A 21,750-nucleotide genomic window follows, 5' to 3' on the forward strand; every position below is an offset into this window, starting at 1 on the left:
GGTTTTCTTGCCTGCGCCATCAAAAAGGTGTACACTAGTGCTGTTTCGCCGGAACAGTCCGGCAATCACAAGGAGGAACGAGATATGAATTGGAAGAAACTCTTGTGCGCCGGACTGAGCGGCGCGCTTCTGGCCGGGGCCATGGCCGGTTGCAGCACGGCGGAGCCTCAGCCCACCCCCGCTGCCGACGACATCGCCTACCAGGCCACCGGCCTGAGCCGGGACACCGTGCTCTTCACCGTGGACGGCCGGGAGGTCACCGCTGACCAGTACCTGTACTGGCTGCTGACCAGCATCTCCACTGCCAAGAGCGCCGGCTATCTGGCCGACGACGAGGCCTGGGAGGAGGAGATCGAGGGCCAGCCCACCGCCGACTATCTGAAGGAGCAGGCCCTGGAGATCAGCAAGCTGTACGCCGCCGTTGCCAACCATGCCGACGAGGCGGGCATCGTGGTCACCGAGGATCAGCGGGCCGAGGCCGAGGAGCAGCTGGACCAGATGGGCGCCATGTATGAGGCCTACTACGGCCTGACCACCCAGGAATGGCTGGACCAGCAGTGCATCAGCCGGGAGGGCTACCTGGGCCTGAACGACGCCTACTACCTGGTGTCCGGCCTGGAGGAGTCCCTGAAGGAGTCCGGCGAGCTGGACCCCACCGATGATGACATCCGGAACATGATCGATTCCGAGGGCATTTACAGCTGCAAGCACATCCTGCTGGCCTTCCCCCAGCACGACGACGGCTCCGATCCCACCGATGAGGAGAAGGCGGCCACCAAGGCGGAGGCCGACGCCCTGTATGCTGAGATCACCGCTGCCGCCGATCCCGCCGCCGCCTTCGACACCGCCATGAATGAGAAGAGCGACGACGGCCGGGACGAGACCACCGGCGAGCTGTATAAGCCTGAGGGCTACACCTTCCTGTCCACCGGCGCCATGGTGGACGGCAGCGGCTCCCTGGTCACCGAGTTCGTCACCGCCGGTACCGAGCTGGAGGTGGGCCAGATCAGCCAGCCCGTGGAGACCGACTACGGCTACCACATCCTGCTGCGGCAGGACGCCGACAATGAGGAGACCCGCACCGCCTACACTGACTATGCCATGAACCAGCTGCTGGACCAGTGGACGGCGGACGCCAAGGTGGAGACCACCGACGCCTATAAGAACCTGGACCCCAAGGCCTTCTACGACTTCATGATGAACATGGTCCTGGAGTGGCAGGAGGAGCAGCAGGCCGAGGCCGAGGCCGCCGCCTCTGCCAGCCCCTCGGCAGAGACCGAGAGCCCCGCTCCTGAGACCGAATCCCCCGCGGCGGAGCCTTCCGCCTCCCCCGCAGCCTGAGGCCCTTTTTCGCATCCCCACGCAGCAGCCCGGCTTTGTCCCGGCTGCTGCGTTTTTTATTCATTCTTTCAACTATAATTATTTGATTTAAAACGATAGTTTCTTGTAAAAATACTGAGTTGTGACACCCTATATCTATAGTTGGGATATCCTCAGATATGCGGGGTGGCTGCTGTGGAAAAACAAGAGAAAAAGCGGTGGCTGGGTGAAGTGGGCACACGGGTGTGGAACTCCCGCGCCCAGCTGGGCATGAGCCGGGAACAGCTGGCCGAGCGGCTTGGCATTACAGCTCAGTACGTCAGCGACATTGAGCAGGGTAAAAAGTGTATGTCTATGTCTATTTTTGTCGAAATGAGCCAGGTGCTGGGAGTAGGACTGGACTTCCTGGCCCACGGCACTCCGCCGGAGGACCCGGCGGTGGATCGGCTGGAGCGCCATCTGCGCCAGACCTCTCCGCTGGACCGGGAACTGGCCGCCCATATGCTTCTGCTGGCCCTGGAGGCGGCAGAGGCCATGGGCCCGGAGGAATAGGGCATGGCTGCCCACATTCGGGTGCTGGTGGCGGAGGACGACCCCGCCGCCCGGCGGCTGCTGAGCGAAGCCCTGCCCCGGCTGCCTGGGCTCTCCCTGTGCGGTGTGGCCGCCGACGGGCTGGAGTGCCTGGCCCTCATAGACCTGCTGCAGCCCGACGCGGTGCTGCTGGACCTGGTCATGCCCAACCTGGACGGGCTGGGGGTGCTGCGGGCCATGGGCCGGCGGCGGGATGGCCCTGTGGTGGTGGTCACCTCCCAGATCTCCCACCAGGGGGTGGTGGGGTGCGCCCTCTCCCTGGGCGCCAGCTACTATCTGGTCAAGCCGGTCAACGTCCAGGCCCTGCCGGAACTGCTCCAGTTCCTCTGCGGCGCGCCTCTGGAGCGTCAGGCTCTGGAACTGCTGTCCTCCATGGGAGCCTCCGGCCTGGGCATGGAGGCGGCTGCACGGGCCGCTGTGGTCCTCCATCAGCACCCCAACGCCCTGCTGAAGGAGGCTTACGCCCCCACCATTGCCGGTCAGCGTACCTGTTACGGCAGCGTGGAAAAGAACATCCGCTCCATGGTGGACAAGCTCCACGCCGCCGCCCGCCCGGCTTACATCGACCTGATGGGCGGCCTGCCGCCCCAGCGGCCCAGCAATCTGATCTTTCTCCGACACCTGGCCCGGGCTCTGGACCAGGGCGGCGGGTAAATGGAAAATATTTCCCATTCGACACCCTTAGGCCTCTTTTGCGGAAAAATATGGTAATCTATAGTCAGACCAACTACTTACCACCGCGAAGGAGGCGCTTTTATGCCGCTGCTACGTCGAAAGGGCCTGTTTGAAAGCAACCGGGTCCAGTTTATGCCCATTTCCGCCATCTCCCCCAATCCGGCCCAGCCCAGAAAGGTTTTTGCCCAGGACGGGCTGGAGGAATTGGCTGCCAGTATTAAGGAGCACGGGGTGCTTCAGCCCCTGTCGGTGCGCCGGACAAGCACCGGGCTGGAGCTGGTGTCGGGAGAACGCCGTCTGCGGGCCTCCAAGCTGGCGGGGCTCACCGAAGTGCCCTGTATCATTGTCAGTGTAGACGGGCAGGAGTCCTCCCTGCTGGCCCTGGTGGAAAATTTGCAGCGCCGGGACCTGGATTTTGTGGAGGAGGCCGCCGCCCTGTCCTCTCTTATTCAGACCTACCGGCTCTCCCAGGAGGAGGCCGCCAAACGGGTGGGCAAGTCCCAGTCCGCCGTGGCCAATAAGCTGCGGCTGCTGCGGCTCCCCCCTGCCGCCCTGTCGGTCCTCCGGGAGCACGGCTGCACCGAGCGCCACGCCCGGGCCCTCCTGAAACTGGACGACCCCGCCGCCCAGGAGGCGGCTGCCCGCTATGTGGCGGAGGAGGGCCTGACGGTGGCCAAGACCGAGCAATATGTGGAGGAGCTGCTCCACCCCGCCCCGGACAAGCCCGCCCGAAAGAAGCCCGCCTTTATTATTAAGGATGTGCGGCTCTTCCTCAACACCGTCACCCGTGGGCTGTCCATTATGAAGAGCGCCGGGGTGAACGCCAACTGCAAACGCCAGGAGACGGCGGACTCCATCCAGCTGACCATTACCATTCCCAAATCATAGCCTTCCCTCTCTTTTGGAGTGTTTCACGTGAAACAGTGAAACACTCCTTTTTCTGTTTGACAATTAAGCTGTGTTTCACGTGAAACAACTTAAGGAACAACCATTCTTTTTCTTTTGCTGTTGAATTGCGTCAGGCAAGGGGATATAATAGAGCCTGAACCTTTACAAGAAAAAGGCAGGTGCGCTATGGCAAAAACCATCGCTATTGTAAATCAGAAGGGCGGGGTGGGCAAAACCACCACCTGCGTCAACCTGGCCGCCGCCCTGAAAAAGCTGGACCAGCGGGTGCTGGTCTGCGACTTTGACCCCCAGGCAAATACCACCTCCGGTTTCGGTGTGGACAAGACCATCTCCCCCAACATCTACGATGTGCTTCTCAACGGCGCCGACGTACACAAGGCCGTGGTGTCCACTCCCTATGTGGATGTGATCCCCGCCAACAAGTCTCTGGCAGGCGCCACGGTGGAGATGATCACCGCCGACCACCGGGAGTATCTGCTGAAAAACGCCCTGGATACCCTGGAGTCAGACTATGACTATATCTTCATTGACTGTCCCCCCTCTCTGGAGCTGCTCACCCTCAACGCCCTGTGCGCCGCCGATTCCGTGCTGGTGCCGGTACAGTGCGAATATTACGCACTGGAAGGACTGAGCGACCTACTCTCTACCATCCGCATCGTCAAGCGGTCCCTCAACCCCAGAATTGGACTGGAAGGAGTCATCCTCACCATGTACGACGGGCGGACCAATCTGTCCATGCAGGTGGCGGAGGAGGTCAAGCGCCACTTCCCTGGTCAGGTGTACGCCACGGTGATCCCCCGCAACGTCCGTCTGTCCGAGGCCCCCAGTTTTGGCAAGCCGGTGCAGGCCTATGACCCCTATTCCCGGGGGGCCGAGGCCTATGGAGCCCTGGCGGCCGAGCTGCTGGAACACAACCAATTTGCCATTACCCGGGAAGAAAGGAGCGAATGACTATGGCATTGGAACGCGGCCTGGGCAGAGGCCTGGGCGCGCTGCTGGGCGACGCCGCCCTCCAGTCCCAGGAGGGTGGTTCCCTCTCCCTCCCCATCTCCCAAGTGGAACCTGGCCTGAAACAGCCCCGGAAGCGGTTCGACGAAGAATCCCTCCAGGACCTGGCCGACTCCATCCGCACCCACGGGGTCATTCAGCCCCTGACTGTGCGGCGGCTGGCCTCAGGCTACTATCAGATCATCGCCGGTGAGCGCCGGTGGCGGGCCGCCAAGATCGCGGGCCTCACCGAAATCCCCGCCGTCATCATCGAGGCCGATGACCGGAAGGTCATGGAATTGGGCCTCATTGAGAACCTCCAGCGGGAGGACCTGAACCCGGTGGAAGAGGCCAACGGCTACAAAGTCCTGATGGACGAGTACGGCCTCACCCAGGAGGAGGTGGCCCAGCGGGTGGGCAAATCCCGCCCGGCGGTGGCCAACGCCCTGCGTCTGCTGGCTCTTCCCGATCCCGTCCACCAGCTGCTGGAGGAGGGCAAGCTGTCCGCCGGACACGCCCGGGCCATTCTGGCCGCCCCCACCGGCGAGCTGCAAAAGAAGCTGGCCCAGAAGGTCATTGCCGAGGACCTGAGCGTCCGGCAGACCGAGGCCCTGGCCAAGCGGCTGGCGGCCGGCGAAAAGGAGCCCCCCTCTCCCCCGCCCGGCCCCGACCTGTCCATCTACCTGCGGGCGGCGGAAAAATCCCTGGCCGCCCGGTTTGGCCGCAAGGTTAACATTATCAGCGGCAAGAAAAAGGGTAAAATAGAACTGGAATACTATAATCCGGAGGATCTGAATACGCTGCTGGACCTGCTGGAACAGCTGCCTTCCTCCAATCAGGGAGGTGCCGACCTTTGAGCAAACCCGATGCCGAGAAGCAGGAGCGCAGCCGCCTCCAGCACGAGGCCGAGCATGAAAAGCCGACCAAGCGCAACCCGGTGCTCTTCTATCTGATGATCCTGTTCGCAGCGGCCTTTTTGCTGCTGCTCATGTCCTTCCTCATGCAGCGTCGGGCCAATCAGGAGGCCATCGACAACCTGCAGGAGACCTCCAACTCCGCCACCCAGTCCCTGCAAAATACCATTGCCCAGAATGAGACCCTGACCAAGCAGGTGGAAGATCTGCAATCCGCTGTCTCCGACAACCAGCAGACCATCCGGGATCAGGAGGACCGTCTGGAGGCGCTGGAGCAGGAGAATGAGGACCTGACCAAAAGCAGCCAGGCCATGGACTGGTTCTGGCAGATCAACGAAGCCTATGTACGGGGCCGCTACACCCAGGCCCGCACCCTCATTGAGGATATGGGCGAAGAGCTGCCGGAGTACCTGCCCAAGGAGAGCATCACCGACAACGACCGCTTCTCCCCCTACGACCGCTATCAGGAGATCTACGAAGCCCTGTATTAAACGGTTTAGTGGGATATAACGCCCACCTTACCGAAGACATGATAGCCGAGCAGAAGGCTTGGGCCACCTGTCACAACATTCTGCCCCGCACATTGTTTCACGTGAAACGGCAGGCGGAACAAAACCGCCTGCCTTCTCTTCCCTATCACACATCAGAAAGGTTGTATCACACCATGCTGGATATCAAGTTTGTTCGTGAGAACCCCGAGATCGTTAAGGAAAACATCAAGAAGAAGTTCCAGGACGAGAAGCTGCCCCTGGTGGACCAGGTCATCGCTCTGGACGCTGAGAACCGCAAGACCATCCAGGAGGCCCAGGATCTGCGTACCGCCCGCAACGCCAAGAGCAAGCAGGTGGGTGTGCTGATGGGCCAGTCCAAGAAGGACCCCTCCAAGCTGGCCGAGGCCGAGGCCCTGAAGGCCGAGGTCAAGGCGGACGCTGACCGTCTGGCCTTCCTGGAAAACCGGGAGACCGAGCTGGCCGGGGAGATCCGCAAGATCATGCTGGTCATCCCCAACATCATCGACCCCTCCGTGCCCATTGGTCCCGACGATTCCTGCAACGTGGAGGTTCAGCGCTTTGGCGAGCCCGTCACCCCCGACTATGAGATCCCCTACCACACTCAGATCATGGAGTCCTTCGACGGCATCGACATGGACGCCGCCGGCCGCGTGTCCGGCAACGGCTTCTACTATCTGATGGGCGACATTGCCCGCCTCCACGAGGCTGTGCTGGCCTACGCCCGGGACTTTATGATTGACAAAGGCTTCACCTTCTGCGTGCCCCCCTTCATGATCCACGGCAATGTGGTGGAGGGCGTTATGAGCCAGACCGAGATGGACGCCATGATGTACAAGATCGAGGGCGAGGACCTGTATCTGATCGGTACCTCCGAGCACTCCATGATCGGCAAGTTCATCGACCAGATCATCCCCGAGGAGAAGCTGCCCCAGACCCTCACCTCCTACTCCCCCTGCTTCCGCAAGGAGAAGGGCGCTCACGGCATCGAGGAGCGGGGCGTGTACCGCATCCATCAGTTCGAGAAGCAGGAGATGGTGGTTGTCTGTAAGCCCGAGGACTCCATGAAGTGGTACGAGCAGATGTGGCGCTACTCTGTGGAGCTCTTCCGCTCCCTGGACATCCCCGTCCGTCAGCTGGAGTGCTGCTCCGGCGACCTGGCCGACCTGAAGGTCAAGTCCTGCGACATCGAGGCCTGGTCTCCCCGTCAGCAGAAGTACTTTGAGGTGTGCTCCTGCTCCAACCTGGGCGACGCCCAGGCCCGCCGCCTGAAGATGCGCGTCAAGGGCGAGAAGGGCACCTACCTGCCCCACACTCTGAACAACACCGTGGTGGCTCCTCCCCGTATGCTCATCGCCTTCCTGGAGAACAACCTCCAGGCCGACGGCAGCGTGAAGATTCCCGAGGTCCTGCGCCCCTACATGGGCGGCAAGGAAGTGCTGGTGCCCAAGCACTAATGAACGTAGGGGCGGCCCTTGTGGCAGCCCGCACAGAATAAAGGAGTACCAAATGTCCGCAAAAGAGAAAACCAAAGGCTTTATGGCCGAGTTCCGCAAGTTTATTGCCCGTGGCAACGTGATGGATCTGGCTGTCGGCGTTATCATCGGCGGCGCCTTCAAGACCATCGTGGATTCCCTGACCAACGACATTCTTATGCCCTTCGTGGGCCTGTTCATCGGCGAGTCCACCTTCGCCGCCCTCACCTTCCAGCTGGGAGGCGCCACCATCGCCTTCGGCAGCTTTATCCAGGCGGTGGTCAACTTCCTCATCATGGCCTTTGTCATCTTCTGCCTGGTAAAGGGCATCAACCGCTTCCACCGCAAAAAGGAGGAGGCCGCCGAGACCGCTCCGGCAGAGCCTGTGCTCACCACCCAGGAGCAGCTGCTCACGGAGATCCGGGATCTGCTGAAGGAGCAGAACCATGACTGACCGGCCCGACAACAACACCAACCGGGAGGAGCGGGAACCCTATGTTCCCGCCTCCCCGGTCAAGCGCATTATGGCCTGGGTGGGCATTGTCTATATGGTGGGTTTTGTGATCCTCAACGTGTACCCCTTCTTCAACCAGGGAAACTACCTCACCGGCATCGCCCCCCTCTTCGCCTGCCCCGGCATTGCCGGCATCTTCGCCATCTCGGTCTATCTGGCCCGCCATCCGGACAGCACCTATTCCCGGAAGGTGTCTATGGCCATTCTGGCGGTACTCTGCGCCGTGGGCTTTGTGGTAAGCCTGGTGCTGGGGTTCCCTCCCCTGCTGGCCAACTTCGGTATCTGAATGGAACAAGCCCCGGGACCTTATGTCCCACCGTGAAACGGAGGTAAGCGCTATGAAACGACTGCTTTCCCTGCTCGTGACCGGCTCACTGCTTGTAACGCCTGCCCTGGCCGCCCAAACCGATGTGGAGGCTTCCTTCCCCGCTGTGCGGGAACCCGCCGCCTTTGCGGACGTGGCCAGCGGCAGCTGGTATACCGACGCCGCCGGTCTGTGCTACGTCACCGGCCTGCTCAACGGCACCGGCAGCGGAAACTTCTCTCCCAGCCGCTCCGTCACCATCGGCGAGGCTGCCACCCTGGCCGCCCGCATCCACCATATCTTGAACGGCGGGGACGGCACTCTGCCCGAAGCCCCCGAAACCTGGGGGCAGCTCGTCCTCACCCGGGCCGATGGCACCTCCGTCGGCCTCCACGAAAACAGTGACACCGGCTTCTGGCTGGATGAAAAGAGTCTCCAGCTCTGTTTCAATCTGGATGAGAGCTGGAAAGCCGCCCACGGCCAGGCCGTCACCCTCACCCTCAACGGTACCAGCTACACCGGCACCCTCAATCGGCAGACCCAGAGCTGGAAGCCGCCGTTTTACTTCCAGCCTGACTTCCACAGTCAGAACTACCAGCAGTATTACGATGATCTGTGGGACGCCCTGTGGCGGCCCGCTCCCGGCAACTGGAGCCGAAACACCGCCTACTATCTGGAGATGGTGCTCCATACCGGTCCCAACCAGGTCAACGATCTGGGCACAACCGCCACCCGGCTGGACTTTGTAAAGCTGCTCTCTCTGGTGTCCGGCGATCTGCTGGAGCCCATCAACGACATCACCGACTTCCCCGACGCCACCGAGGAGACCAAAGATGTGGTCCTCCCCTTCTATCAGGCGGGCATTCTCACCGGCACCGACGACTACGGCACCTTCCGGGCCAACGGTACCCTGAGCCGGGCGGAGATGGCCACCATGGCGGCCCGGCTCATCCGGCCGGAGCTGCGCCAGGAATTCACCCTCAAGACGGTGGACGACAGCCGCTATACCCTTACTGCCCTGGATCTGAAGGGCGGTCAGGCCGAGGGCAGCTGGTCCACCTCCTCCCTGCTCCCTGTGACCTACGAGGACCACTGGGCCCTGTACCGTGCCGACGGCAGCTGGTACACCCCGGAGGAGGGCATGGTGTTCCTGGACGCCAACGAGGACGGCCTGGTGATGATGCAGGCCGCTGACGATAGCTACGCCGTGGCGGACAGCACCAAGGACTGGGCCGCCGTTCCCTTTATCCCCAACTGGTCCTGCAAGCTGCTGGGAGACGGTTTGTTTATCAGCCAGGCGTCCTACGGGGCCGATCCCATCCTCCACGACCGGACCGGCGCCTCCATTGCCACCCTCACCGGCGGCGGCCACTGGGACGTGCTCAGCGACGGACTGGCCCCCTGCCTGGATGAGAGCGCCCGGCTGTACGGCTTTGTGAACACCAAGGGCCAGTGGGTCATCCCGGCCCAGTACAACAGCGTGGAGCACTTTGCCGACGGCTATGCCATGGTCCGGAAGGACAGCGGCTGGGGCGTCATCGACACCACCGGCAAGCTGGTGATCCCCTGCTCCTATCCCCAGCTCCGCCACCGGGGCGGCCCTTACTTCTACAGTTCCGCCGTGGGGGCGTCCGACGGCATCTGGCTCACCGCCGACGGCTCCGCCGTACCTGCCGCCGCCGCCTCCTACAACGGCCAGAACATCACTCTCACCGGAAACTACTTCCCCTGCGGCACCTACTACCTGGACCGAAATTTCCAGCCCGTCACCCCCCAGATCTTCGACTGGACCGGGCCGGTGGATGAAAACGGGCAGGCCTTCGTGGGTATGGACGGCGCCGCCTACCGGATCACCTTGAACTAAGGGTTGGTTTTCCACATCCCCTCCCCTCTTTGGGGAAACGTATCTGAAAAAGGAGTCAAATCCATGGCCGACGAGAAAAACACCACCCAGACTTCCACATCCTTTCGTCTGGACGCCCAGCTGCCCCGCATTCAGCAGGGGCTGGATACCCTGGGCATCCACACGCCAGGGGGCGCGGAAGCCCTGGCCCAATACGGCGCCATGCTGCTGGAGCAGAATCAGGTCATGAATCTGACCGCCATCACCGATCCCGACCAGGTGGTGGACCTCCACTTCCTGGACTGCGCCGCCCTGCTTACCATCGGCGAGGACTTCAAAGACAAGACCCTCATCGACGTGGGCACCGGCGCCGGATTCCCCGGTATGCCTCTGAAGATCCTGGAGCCCTCTCTGAAGGTCACTCTGCTGGACAGTCTGGGCAAACGGGTCAACTGGCTGGAAACTGTATGTAAAGCGCTTTCACTTGACAAAGTAACCTGTCTCCACGCCCGAGGCGAGGAGCAGGCCCACCAGGAGGGCTTCCGGGACAGCTTTGACTTCGCCGTGTCCCGGGCGGTGGCCTCTCTGGAGCTGCTCAGCGAGCTGTGCCTGCCCTATGTGAAGGTGGGCGGCAAGTTCCTGGCCATGAAGAGCGTGGACAGCGGCGACGAGGTGGACAAGGCCTCCCGGGCCATCGCCAAGCTGGGAGGCCGCCTGCTGCCCCGGGTGGACTATGAGATCCCCGGCACCGGGGTCACCCACCGGGTGGTGGTGGTGGAGAAGGTCTCCCCCACCCCCAAAGGCTATCCCCGCCGGTGGGCCAGAATGCAGAAATCCCCCCTTTAAGGCAGATTTGTGCATATGTTACTAAGTTAAGCATTGCGTCTGACGAAATAATGTGTTATTCTAATCTTGTATGTCGGGAGTGAACCTATGTCCACAGCAATCGTTATCACTTCAGGGAAAGGCGGCACAGGAAAGACCTCCCTCACCGGCGGCGTAGGCTCCTGCCTGGCCGCTCTGGGACATCAGGTCCTGTGCATCGATATGGATATCGGCCTGAGGAACCTGGACCTGAATCTGGGCCTCAGCGACCGGGCCCTGATGGACTTTACCGACGTGCTCTGCGGACGCTGTCCGCTGGAGCGGGCGGCAGTCCCCCACCCGGTGATCCAGGGTCTGAACCTGATCACCGCACCGGTGAACCTGCCCGACGAACCCCTCAGCGAGTACGCCATGCGGGATCTGGTCCGCCAGGCCAAGCAGAAGTACGACTATATTTTGATGGACTCCCCCGCCGGACTGGGCGAGGGCTTCCGGCTGGCCTGCTGCGCCGCGGATCGGGCCATCGTGGTCTCCACCACCGATTCCTCCGCCCTGCGGGACGCACAGCGCACCGTGTCGGTGCTGCGCAAGCAGCTGCCCCAGCTCCACCTGGTGGTCAACCGGGTGCAGCCCAAGATCCTGCGGCGGCTCCACACCACCATTGACGACGCCATGGATACCGCCGGCCTGCCCCTGCTGGGCATCGTGCCGGAGGACCCACAGGTGATCCTCAGCGCCAACCGGGGAGAGCCCCTCATCCTGTGCGCCAGCCGGGGGGCTGCCATCGCCTACTTAAACATTGCCAAGCGGCTGACGGGACAAAAAGTCCCCCTGATGAAGCTTCGAGCCTGATATCTCGAAAGGAAGAGAAGGTGTAGTATGAATATCGCGTTGATGAGCCACGATCGAAAAAAAGAGCTGATGGTGCAATTCTGTATTGCGTACTGCGGCATCCTGTCCAAGCACACGATCTGCGCCACCAACACAACAGGCCGTCTGGTGGCGGAGGCTACCGGTCTGCCCGTCCAGCTCTTCCTGTCCCACGAGCACGGCGGCAGCCAGCAGATCGGCGCCCGCATCGCCTACAATGAGATCGATATGGTGCTCTTCTTCTCCGATCCTCAGTCCAACGATCTGGACGCGGACCTGAAGTATATCACCCGCCTGTGCGACCAGTACAACATCCCGGTTGCCACCAACGTGGCCACCGCTGAGATGCTGATTCATGGTCTGGAGCGGGGCGATCTGGATTGGAGAGACATCATCAATCCCAAGACCAAACCTTTTACCGCCTAAACAGCAAACCATCGCCCCGCTCCAGCACGCCGCCCCGGCGGCGCGGCGGCTCATGCCGCCGAAGGCCGGCGGAATTCACTTCCGGCGGCCGCATCTGAAATCACTGGGGTCCCCGCACGATGGATACCATCGGGTGGGGCGCGGGGCGACCTGGATTGGAGAGACATCATCAATCCCAAGACCAAGCCTTTTACCGCGTGATTCAGACGGGCGGCCCTGTGGGCCGCCCGTTTTATTGCCGCAAAGCGTGGAAAAGGATTGACTTTTCCCCCTTTTCGGGATAATATCGTAAGAGCTGAAACCGCAATGACGGAGCAAGTACCGCTCACACCGCCGCACCAGAGAAGGGTCCCCTGGCTGGAAGGACCTGCGGCAGGCGGCCGGGAGACGGCTCCACCAGCGGGCCCGGAGACGGGCGCGGTCCCCTTCCCGCAACAGAAGGCCAGAGGGCGCTTTTTGAGCGCCGAACATGGGTGGCACCACGAAAGCAGGCGCTTTCGTCCCGTGACAAGGGACGAGAGCGCCTTTTTGCGGATATCCGCCCTCACCGAGCCAAAATCCCAAATGTTACGATACAAAGGAGCATCACTATGGCCCAGATCAAACCCCGTACCCTGTCCGGCTTCATGGAGCTGCTGGCCCCAGCGGGCCGGTGACCCGCCGGGGGCCCCGGATTTGACTCAAATAGGCCGGAATAAATCCGGCCTATTTCAAGGTTTTGCTGCGCAAAACGCTTGACGCCGCACTTGCGGCGCCGGCAGGCAGCAGCCTCTATTACTCTACAAAGGAGCATCACTATGGCCCAGATCAAACCCCGTACCCTGTCCGGCTTCATGGAGCTGCTGCCTGCCCGCCAGGTGCAGTTCGACCGGATGGTGGACATCCTCCGCAAGAGCTACTCCCTCTACGGCTTCACCCCCCTGGACACCCCGGCCATCGAGGCCAGCGAGGTGCTGCTGGCCAAGGGCGGCGGCGAGACCGAGAAGCAGATCTACCGCTTCACCAAGGGTGACAGCGACCTGTCCCTCCGCTTTGACCTGACCGTGCCGCTGGCCAAGTATGTGGCCCTCCACCAGAACGAGCTCACCTTCCCCTTCCGCCGGTTCCAGATCGGCAAGGTGTACCGGGGTGAGCGGGCTCAGAAGGGCCGCTACCGGGAGTTCTATCAGGCCGACATCGACGTCATCGGCGACGGCGCCCTGGACATCACCAATGAGGCCGAGATCCCCTCCATCATCTACAAGACCTTCACCGCCCTGGGCCTGCGCCGCTTTAAGATCCGGGTGAACAACCGGAAGGTCCTCAACGGCCTCTTTGCCCTGCTGGGCCTGGAGGAACAGGCCGGCGACATGATGCGCACCATCGACAAGCTGGAGAAGATCGGCCCCGAGAAGGTGAAGGCCATCCTGGTGGACGACTTTGCCGTGGCCGCCGACACCGCCGACACCCTGCTGGGCCTGCTGGCGGCTGAGGACCCCATGGCCGCTCTGGAGCCCTTCAAGGGCAGGAACGAGCTGTTCGACCTGGGCGTGTCCGAGCTGGAGACCGTGGTCAAGTATATGTCCGCCTACGGCGTGCCGGAGGACCACTTCATGGTGGATCTCACCATCGCCCGCGGCCTGGACTACTACACCGGCACCGTGTATGAGACCGTCATGCTGGACCACCCCGAGGTGGGCTCCATCTGCTCCGGCGGCCGGTACGACAACCTGGCCGAGTACTACACCGACAAGCAGCTGCCCGGCGTGGGCATCTCCATCGGCCTGACCCGGCTGTTCTCCGTGCTGGAGGCCCAGGGCTACCTGAACGAGGAGCTGCTCACCGCTCCCGCCGACGTGCTCATCCTGCCCATGACCGAGGACCTGTCCGCCGCCATCTCCTTCGCCACCACCCTGCGGGACGCCGGCGTCCGGGCCCAGCTCCACTGCGAGAAGAAGAAGTTTAAGCAGAAGCTGTCCTACGCCGACAAGCTGTCCATCCCCTACGCCGCCTTCCTGGGTGAGGACGAGATTGCCCAGGGCAAGGTGACCGTGAAGGACCTGACCACCGGCGAGCAGCAGACCGTGACTCCCGCTGAGGCAGTGGCTCTGGTCCAGGCCGGTCTCACCGCCCGGTCCGCCGGCGCTCCCATCCGGGACAAGGACTGAATGGAACTTTCCCCCTTTCAAGCCGTCTATAAAAGACAAACCTGTGCCATTTGACAAGGAGGAATTTTTCCATGAAAAAGCTTGCCGCTCTGATCCTGTCCGCCGCCCTGCTGGTGGGCTCCGCCGCCGCCATCTCCCCCGAGGAGGCCTTCCCCAAGGTCAACGAGTACCCCGGCTTCATTGATGTGGAGGCCGGTTCCTGGTACGAAGATCCCGCCCGCATCTGCGCCGAGGTGGGACTGATGCAGGGCACGGGCCACGCCTTTGCCCCCTTCCAGATCCTCACCGTGGGCGAGGTGGCCGCCATCGCCGCCCGCATGAACGAGGCCATCACCGGGGACCCTATCCCCATGGCCACCTCCAAGCCCGGCGAGACCCTGCCCTGGTATTTCTCCTATGTGAAGTACCTGGAGGATCTGGGCATTGACGTGCCCGACCCCACCAAGCAGGCCACCCGTCAGGAGTTTGTGTCCATCCTGGCCGCTGTGGTGCCCGAGGAGATGCTCTCCCCCATCAACACCATCACCACCCTGCCTGACACCCAGGATGAGGCGGTGCTGCGCTTCTACAACGCGGGCATCCTCACCGGCGTGGACGACTGGGGCACCTTCGCTGCCAATAACAGCCTGACCCGTGCGGAGACCGCCGCCATGGTGGCCCGTGTGGCCCGCACCGACCTGCGCCAGACCTTCACCCCCGCCGACTACACCCCCTTCACCGCCGCCGATCTCAAGCCCTCTGACGTGCTGTTCACCAACGGCACCACCGCCGGGGCCTGGCTGCCCTATGTGCAGGAGCTGATCGACGGCCTGGAGGCCGACTGCGCCGCCGCCGGCATGGAGTTTAACTGGTTCAACACCGTGGACGGCGTCACCTTCCTGGACTACGTGAAGAACACCGCCCTCACTCACTTCGGTGTCACCGCCAAGCAGGGCACCGACCTGTACAAGAACTTCGACGTGCAGGTGTACTACAGCAAGGTCATCGACCTGCGGGGTTAATTGCAAACAAGGGCAAAAACCCAGCTATTTTATAATATAGAAAAGAAATAATACAATTTGGAGTTGATTTCACATGGCTAATGTCAAAACCGCCTACCGCACCCACACCTGTGGGGAGCTCCGCATGGAGCAGGTAGGCCAGACCGTCACCCTGGCGGGCTTCCTGGAGAACTTCCGTGAGGTGGGCGCCAGCCTGGGCTTCGCCGTCCTGCGGGACTTCTACGGCACCACCCAGGTGGTGGCCGAGACCGAGGAGATGGTCAAGACCATCAAGGCTCTGAACAAGGAGTCCACCATTGCCGTCACCGGCGTGGTGCGGGAGCGTGACTCCAAGAACCCCAAGCTGCCCACCGGCGACATTGAGGTGGTACCCGAGAAGATCGAGGTGCTGGGCCGCTGCCGCCACAACGAGCTGCCCTTCCAGATCAACCGCAGCCGTGAGGCCGACGAGACCCAGCGTCTGAAGTACCGCTACCTGGATCTCCGCAACCCCGCCGTCAAGAACAACATCATCCTCCGCTCCCAGGTGGTGGCCGCCCTGCGGCAGGCCATGACCGCCCAGGGCTTTATGGAGATCACCACCCCCATTCTGACCGCTTCTTCTCCGGAAGGCGCCAGAGATTATCTGGTACCCAGTAGAAAACACCCCGGCAAGTTCTACGCCCTGCCCCAGGCCCCCCAGCAGTTCAAGCAGCTGCTGATGGCCTCCGGCTTCGACAAGTACTTCCAGATCGCCCCCTGCTTCCGGGACGAGGACGCCCGGGGCGACCGCTCCCCCGGCGAGTTCTACCAGCTGGACATGGAGATGGCCTTTGCCGGTCAGGAGGACGTGTTCGCCGTTCTGGAGCAGGTGCTCCCCCCCATCTTCGCCCAGTACGGCACCTACAACGTGGCCTCTGAGGCCCCCTTTAAGCGGATCTCCTACCTGGAGGCCATGGACAAGTACGGCTCCGACAAGCCCGACCTGCGCATCGACCTGACCGTCACCGACGCCACCCAGGTGCTGGGTTCCTGCGGCTTTGGTCCCTTCGAGGGCAACACCGTCAAGGCCATTGTGGTGTCCGGCTTTGAGGGCACCCGCAAGCAGATCGACGGCATCTGCAACGAGGTGGAGGTCCAGTCCGGCAACAAGGCCTACTGGTTCCGCCTGGATGAGAAGGGCGAGATCGTGGGCGGCATCGCCAAGTTCGTCCAGCCCATCAAGGACGCCGTGGTGTCCGCTCTGGGCCTGGAGCCCGGCTGCTTCGTGGGCCTCACCGCCGGCAAGCTGCTGGCCGCTCAGAAGACCGCCGGCGTGCTCCGCTCCAAGCTGGGCGCCTTCTGCCCCAACCACATGGACAAGGAGCGCTATGAGTTCTGCTGGATCGTGGACTTCCCCATGTACGAGATCGGCGAGGAGTCCGGCGAGCTGGAGTTCTGCCACAACCCCTTCTCCATGCCCAACGGCGGCCTGGAGATCCTGAAGAAGGCCGCTGCCGGCGAGGTGGACCCCCTGTCCATCACCGCCTTCCAGTACGACCTGGTGTGCAACGGCGTGGAGCTGTCCTCCGGCGCCGTCCGGAACCACGACCCCGAGATCATGATTGAGGCCTTCCAGCTGGTGCGGCTGGGCGAGGAGGACGTGAAGGCCAAGTTCCCCGCCATGTACAACGCCTTCACCTACGGCGCTCCCCCCCACGCGGGCATCGCCCCCGGCGTGGACCGTATGGTCATGCTGCTGGCCGGCGAGGACTCCATCCGTGAGATCATCCCCTTCCCCATGAACAAGAACGCCCAGGACCTGATGATGGGCGCGCCTTCCTTTGTGACCGACGCCCAGCTCAACGAGCTGAACATCGTGTGCACCAAAAAGGAAGAGGACGAGTAAAGCGCCCATCATCAGGGGCCCCGCACAGCGGGGCGCGCTTTGCGCGTACAAGCGTTTTCGCCTGTGGCGAAAACCTTGGCGCAGGCGGAATTCACTTCCGCCGAGCAAGTAAAATCATCCCTGGGTCCCCGGACAGCCCAGGCTGTCCGGGATCTGGGCGCTCCCTCCTTTGTGACCGACGCCCAGCTCAACGAGCTGAACATCGTGTGCACCAAGAAAGAGGACGAGGAATAAAACCAAACAGAACGGCCCCCACCGGATATGCTCCGATGGGGGCCGTTTTTTATTTCTTGCCCAACAGCTCCATGCCCACCTGGCGGCCCAGCTCCTCGGCCTGGGCGGTGACGGTGTCCACGATCTCATGGACGTAATCGCAGTTGCCGCACAGGGAGGCCCAGCCCGGCAGCTTGCCCCCCAGCCCCGCCAGCAGCTCCCGCTCGGGGATAAGGCCCAGGGCGGTAATGAGGGTGTCGCAGGCCACCTGCTCCTCCTTGCCGCTGTCCAGATGGCGGAGGGTGACGCCGGTAAGCCGCCCCTCCCCGTGGAGGCGGGTAACGGTGGTCCGGGTCATCAGGGGGATGCGGTGCTCCAGCAGACAGGAGCGGTAGTTGCGTACCATGCCGCCGCAGCTCCCCTTCTGCTCCACCACCCCCAGCACCTGGCAGCCCTCCAGCACGAACCGGCGGGCCATGATAAGGCCCAAATCCCCGCTCCCCAGCACCAGCACCTTTCTCCCCGGCCGCCAGTGGCGCAGGTTGATCATCCGCTGGGCCTCACCGGCGGTAAACACCCCGGCGGGCCGGGTGCCGGTGACGGGGAGAGAACCGATGGTCTTTTCCCGGCAGCCGGTGGCCAGAATGAGCCGCCGGAAGGCCACCGGCTCATACCCGCCGGGGCCGGACAGCTCCGCCGTCCGCCGCTGGGACAGGGAGAGCACGGTGGTGTTGAGGCGCACGCTCACCGCCGCCCCCTCCATCTGGGCCACGATGCGGGCGGCGTACTCCGGCCCGGTGAGGTCCCGGTGGAAGTAGCCCAGGCCGAAGCCCTGGTGGATGCACTGGGGCAAAATGCCCCCCAGCCGCTCCTCCCGGTCCACCAGCAGCACCGAAACCGGTCCCGCGCCCGCGGCGGCCAGTGCGGCGGACATCCCCGCCGCGCCGCCGCCCACCACCAACAGATCAACCTTCTCCATGCCGTCCTCCTGTCAGCAGCCGGGAACCCGGCCCGTCCTTTTGCAGATCCTCCGGGGGCACCCCCAGCATCCGGGCCATAAGAGCCATGATCCGGTCCCCGCAGAAGGCCCCCTGGCACCGGCCCAGGCCGGCGCCTGTCCGCCGCTTCACCCCGTCCAGGGTGACCGCTCCCCGGCGGATGGCGTCCCGCACCTCCCCCTCGGTGATGCCGCCGCACCGGCACAGAATGCGGCCATAGGCCGGGTCCCGGGCCACCAGCGCCGCCCGGGCCTCCCGGGTCAGATCCCGGGGCCGTACCGGCGCTTTTCGCTCCGGCCGGAAGGTGGAGTCCAGTTCCCCCTTCCCCAGCTGGTCCGCCACCTGGGGGGCCAGCCAGGCCCCCAGGGCCTGGGCGCAGGTGAGGCCGGGGGTCTTGATGCCGATAAGGCTCCACAGCCCTCTGGCGGGATTGGTGACGGTGAAATCGTGGATGCTCTGGGCCCGCACCACATTGTAGGGCTTGGGCCGCACCCCGGCAAAGGAGCGGATGGTAAGCTCCAGATCCAGCTCGGGGGCCACCTGGGCCGCCAGCTGGCGCAGCTTGGCCAGGCCCGCCTCAGTGGTGGCGGACAGAGGCCCCACCCCCGGCTGCTCCGAGGGGCCCAGCAGCAGCTTGCCGTCCAGGGTGGGCACCATGGTCAGGCCCTTGCCCTTCTCCTCCGGCTCATGGAAGATGACATGATTGACATAGTGGCCCGCCCCCTGGTCCAGGATCAGGTAGTCCGCCTTCTCGGGGGTGATACGCACCGTAGGCGGAGCGGCCAGCTCCTGGACCTGGTCGGCGTGGAGGCCGCAGCAGTTGACCACCGCTGCCGCCCACAGCTCCCCCCGGAGGGTGACCACCCGCCAGCCCCCGTGTTCCGGCAGCAGGTCGGTGACCGGGGCGTTGAGCCAGGGGGTGACGCCGTTGGCCAGGGCGTTCTCCCAGGCGGCATAGCACAGCTCCCAGGGGTCGGTCACCCCGGTGTCGGGGACGTAGAGGGCGGAGGACACGCCGGGGGCCAGCCCCGGCTCCCACTCCAGGGCCGCACGGCCCGACATAAGTTTGAGGCCCTCCACCCCGTTCTCCATGCCCTGGATCATCTTCCGCTGTAATGTCTGGTCGGCGTTGGGCCCGTAACTTACCATTAAGGAGCCCCGCCGGGCGAAGGGCACCCCCAGCTCCCGGCACAGGTCCCCGAAGCCCTTACAGGCCGCCACGCACAGCCGGGTCTTGAGGGTGCCCGGCTTGGTGTCGCAGCCGGTATATACAATGGCGGTGTTTGCCCGGGAAATGCCGGTACACACGTCCTCCCTGGCCTCCACCAGAGCCACCTTCAGGGGGTGGCGGCGCAGCTCCCGGGCCATAAAGCAGCCCAGCAGCCCGCCGCCCAGTACCGCCACGTCGTAGCGCTCCATGGTCCATCCTCCTCTCTTAATGTGCCCCTTTAAAAATGCCGCCGCACCCGGCCGGGCTGGTCAATGGTGTAGCCCCCCAGCTGTTCCAGCCGTTCCCGGAAAGCCGGGCTTTGCAGCACCTCCAGCAGGGCCTCCACCGCCGGGGTGCCCCAGGCGTAATCGGGGATGAGCAGGTCGTACTGCTCCACGCACACCGGCAGAAAGTCCAGGTCATACAGCCGGGCGGCGGACAGGATGCCCATGCCCGCGTCGGCGGTGCCGGCGACGATCTGGGCGGCCACCGAGGTGTGGGTCAGCTCCTCCCGGTCGTAGCCGTACACGGCGGCGGGGTCGATGCCCTCCTTCCGGCACAGGTAGTCGGCCAGAATACGGGTGCCCGACCCCTTCTGCCGGTTGACATACCGCAGGTTGGCAATGTCCCCAAAGCCCTTGATACCCAGAGGATTGCCTTTGGCCACCATCAGGCCCTGGGTGCGGCCCACACACTCCACCTGATATACCCCTCCGTGGGGGAAATACTTCTCCAGATAGGAGGTGTTGTAGCTGCCGTCGGCCTCGTCCAGCAGGTGGCACCCCGCCCCGTGGGCCTCCCCCCGGCGGAGGGCCATAATGCCCCCCATGGAGCCCACATGGGTGGAGCTCATGTACAGGTGGGGGTAAGTCTGGTGGAGCAGGTCGGCCACCTCGTCCAGCAGGGGGTCGTGGCTGCCCATCATCACCAGGGTGTGCTCCAGCTCCTCCCGGGGCCGCAGGAGAGAGACGGTGACCCTCTCCCCCGCCTCCAGGCCCTCCTTGCCCTGGGGGATGTCCAGAATGCCGTCGGCCTTCAGGAAGGAGGACACCACCCCGGCCCCACGGGCCAGCGGGGAGGCCACCAGCTTATCCCCCACCTGGCCCAGACGCACCCGAACAAACTCCCGGTATTTCAGCCCGGACACCACCCGCCGGGCCAGCACCGCCTCCGCCTGCTCCCAGGCGGGGGCTTTCTTGCCGGTCCAGTGTTCGATGAGGGGGCGGAGCAGGTGCTCCAGCACCAGAATGCCGCTGACCGGGTAGCCGGGCACCCCCAGCACCGGCACCGGGCCTCTCCGGCCCAGAATGGCGGGCTTGCCGGGGCGGATGGCCAGCCCGTGGCACAGCACCTCCCCCACCGTGCCCATGACGGCGGCGGAGTAGTCCTCCCGGCCCGCCGACGACCCGGCGTTGAGGATTACCAGGTCACACTCCTCGGTGGCCGCTGTGAGGGCGGCGGTGAGGTCGGCCTTGTTGTCCTTCACGATGGGGTAGGTCCTGGCTGTCCCGCCCCACTCCACGATCATGGCGGAGAAGATGGAGGAGTTGAACTCCAGCACGTCCCCCGGCTGGGGGTGGTCGGTGGGAGGCACCACCTCGTCCCCGGTGGGGATGATCCCCACCACCGGGCGGGTGAACACCTCCACCGCCAGCACGCCACCGGCGATCATGGCCCCGATGGCGGCGGGGGTAATGGAGGTATGGGTGGGGAGGAGCATCTCCCCGGCGCACACGTCCTCCCCGATCTGCCGGATGTGCTGCCAGGGGGCGGCGGCCTCATGGAGGACGGCCTTCTCCCCCTCCCACAGCACGTCCTCGATCATCACCACCGCGTCCTTCCCCTCGGGCAGGGGGTCACCGGTGTCCACCACCGTGAACTGATGGGGTTCCAGGGTCACCGGCGTGGTCTCGGTGGCCCCGAAGGCATCCGCCGCCGCCACGGCGATGCCATCCATGGCGCAGGCGGGATAGTGGGGGGCGCACAGGGTGGCGTAGACCGCCCGGGCAGTCACCCGGCCCGCCGATTGCGCCACCGGCACCGTCTCGGTTTTGGGCTGAAATCCCCCCTCCGCCAGCCAGGCGGGGTAGCGCTCCTCCGCCTGCTCCAGGGGGAGGTTGGTCAGATAAGTAAAGGGCATAAAAACGCCTCC

General features: G+C 63.8%; 21 protein-coding genes. 18 read left to right on the top strand and 3 right to left on the bottom strand.

The window, feature by feature from the left end; all coding sequences use genetic code 11:
* Positions 1-84 precede the first annotated feature (84 nt).
* From B5G40_RS06630 to B5G40_RS16840, 18 genes are all read left to right on the top strand, one after another.
* On the top strand, positions 85-1,341 hold the full coding sequence (locus B5G40_RS06630; protein ID WP_087399128.1) for a peptidylprolyl isomerase: 1,257 nt from the start codon (positions 85-87) through the stop codon (positions 1,339-1,341).
* A gap of 174 nt (positions 1,342-1,515) precedes the next feature.
* The gene (locus tag B5G40_RS06635) at positions 1,516-1,872 is read left to right on the top strand and encodes a helix-turn-helix domain-containing protein (protein ID WP_087267569.1); all 357 of its coding nucleotides are present in this window, start codon (positions 1,516-1,518) and stop codon (positions 1,870-1,872) included.
* Positions 1,873-1,875: 3 nt separating this feature from the next.
* Complete coding sequence (locus tag B5G40_RS06640; protein ID WP_087399129.1) at positions 1,876-2,565, top strand: response regulator; 690 nt, start codon at positions 1,876-1,878, stop codon at positions 2,563-2,565.
* Positions 2,566-2,667: 102 nt separating this feature from the next.
* Positions 2,668-3,474: a ParB/RepB/Spo0J family partition protein gene (locus B5G40_RS06645; RefSeq protein WP_087187289.1), complete on the top strand. Its 807-nt coding sequence runs from the start codon at positions 2,668-2,670 to the stop codon at positions 3,472-3,474.
* Between the two features lie 186 nt (positions 3,475-3,660).
* Entirely contained in the window at positions 3,661-4,446 is a 786-nt protein-coding gene (locus B5G40_RS06650) for a ParA family protein (protein WP_087399130.1), read from the top strand.
* Between the two features lie 2 nt (positions 4,447-4,448).
* Complete coding sequence (locus tag B5G40_RS06655; protein ID WP_087187287.1) at positions 4,449-5,339, top strand: ParB/RepB/Spo0J family partition protein; 891 nt, start codon at positions 4,449-4,451, stop codon at positions 5,337-5,339.
* Positions 5,336-5,887, top strand: coding sequence for a hypothetical protein (locus B5G40_RS17325; protein ID WP_242959310.1), 552 nt, complete (start codon positions 5,336-5,338; stop codon positions 5,885-5,887). Before B5G40_RS06655 ends, B5G40_RS17325 begins: the two co-directional genes overlap by 4 nt.
* A gap of 173 nt (positions 5,888-6,060) precedes the next feature.
* Positions 6,061-7,362: a serine--tRNA ligase gene (serS, locus tag B5G40_RS06665; protein ID WP_087399131.1), complete on the top strand. Its 1,302-nt coding sequence runs from the start codon at positions 6,061-6,063 to the stop codon at positions 7,360-7,362.
* Between the two features lie 52 nt (positions 7,363-7,414).
* A complete protein-coding gene (gene mscL / locus B5G40_RS06670; RefSeq protein WP_087187285.1) occupies positions 7,415-7,834 on the top strand; it encodes a large-conductance mechanosensitive channel protein MscL in 420 nt (139 codons plus the stop codon).
* Entirely contained in the window at positions 7,827-8,180 is a 354-nt protein-coding gene (locus tag B5G40_RS06675) for a hypothetical protein (protein WP_087399132.1), read from the top strand. The genes mscL and B5G40_RS06675 overlap by 8 nt, the downstream gene beginning before the upstream one ends.
* 52 nt (positions 8,181-8,232) lie before the next feature.
* Complete coding sequence (locus tag B5G40_RS06680) at positions 8,233-10,062, top strand: WG repeat-containing protein (RefSeq protein ID WP_158099489.1); 1,830 nt, start codon at positions 8,233-8,235, stop codon at positions 10,060-10,062.
* A 63-nt stretch (positions 10,063-10,125) separates the two neighbouring features.
* On the top strand, positions 10,126-10,887 hold the full coding sequence (gene rsmG / locus B5G40_RS06685) for a 16S rRNA (guanine(527)-N(7))-methyltransferase RsmG (protein ID WP_087399134.1): 762 nt from the start codon (positions 10,126-10,128) through the stop codon (positions 10,885-10,887).
* Between the two features lie 87 nt (positions 10,888-10,974).
* Complete coding sequence (gene minD, locus B5G40_RS06690) at positions 10,975-11,718, top strand: septum site-determining protein MinD (protein ID WP_087187281.1); 744 nt, start codon at positions 10,975-10,977, stop codon at positions 11,716-11,718.
* A 27-nt stretch (positions 11,719-11,745) separates the two neighbouring features.
* Positions 11,746-12,162, top strand: a complete 417-nt coding sequence (locus B5G40_RS06695) for a methylglyoxal synthase (RefSeq protein ID WP_087267592.1) — start codon at positions 11,746-11,748, stop codon at positions 12,160-12,162.
* A gap of 797 nt (positions 12,163-12,959) precedes the next feature.
* A complete protein-coding gene (hisS, locus tag B5G40_RS06700) occupies positions 12,960-14,309 on the top strand; it encodes a histidine--tRNA ligase (protein ID WP_087399135.1) in 1,350 nt (449 codons plus the stop codon).
* Positions 14,310-14,380: 71 nt separating this feature from the next.
* Positions 14,381-15,310, top strand: coding sequence for a hypothetical protein (locus tag B5G40_RS06705; RefSeq protein WP_087399136.1), 930 nt, complete (start codon positions 14,381-14,383; stop codon positions 15,308-15,310).
* Positions 15,311-15,383: 73 nt separating this feature from the next.
* The gene (gene aspS, locus B5G40_RS06710) at positions 15,384-17,177 is read left to right on the top strand and encodes an aspartate--tRNA ligase (RefSeq protein ID WP_087399137.1); all 1,794 of its coding nucleotides are present in this window, start codon (positions 15,384-15,386) and stop codon (positions 17,175-17,177) included.
* 63 nt (positions 17,178-17,240) lie between these two features.
* Complete coding sequence (locus B5G40_RS16840; RefSeq protein ID WP_158098713.1) at positions 17,241-17,411, top strand: hypothetical protein; 171 nt, start codon at positions 17,241-17,243, stop codon at positions 17,409-17,411.
* A gap of 49 nt (positions 17,412-17,460) precedes the next feature.
* Here the strand turns inward: B5G40_RS16840 and B5G40_RS06715 are convergent, their stop codons facing one another.
* Genes B5G40_RS06715 through B5G40_RS06725 form a run of 3 tightly spaced genes read right to left on the bottom strand, consistent with a single transcriptional unit; the run spans position 17,461 to position 21,738 of the window.
* Positions 17,461-18,369, bottom strand: a complete 909-nt coding sequence (locus tag B5G40_RS06715) for an NAD(P)/FAD-dependent oxidoreductase (RefSeq protein ID WP_087399138.1) — start codon at positions 18,367-18,369, stop codon at positions 17,461-17,463.
* The gene (locus tag B5G40_RS06720) at positions 18,356-19,807 is read right to left on the bottom strand and encodes an NAD(P)/FAD-dependent oxidoreductase (protein ID WP_087399139.1); all 1,452 of its coding nucleotides are present in this window, start codon (positions 19,805-19,807) and stop codon (positions 18,356-18,358) included. Before B5G40_RS06720 ends, B5G40_RS06715 begins: the two co-directional genes overlap by 14 nt.
* Before the next feature lie 29 nt (positions 19,808-19,836).
* A complete protein-coding gene (locus B5G40_RS06725; RefSeq protein WP_087399140.1) occupies positions 19,837-21,738 on the bottom strand; it encodes a molybdopterin biosynthesis protein in 1,902 nt (633 codons plus the stop codon).
* Positions 21,739-21,750: the final 12 nt, after the last annotated feature.

It is taken from the genome of Flavonifractor sp. An9 (genome assembly GCF_002161245.1).
In the GTDB taxonomy this organism is placed as follows: Bacteria; Bacillota; Clostridia; order Oscillospirales; family Oscillospiraceae; genus Flavonifractor; species Flavonifractor avicola.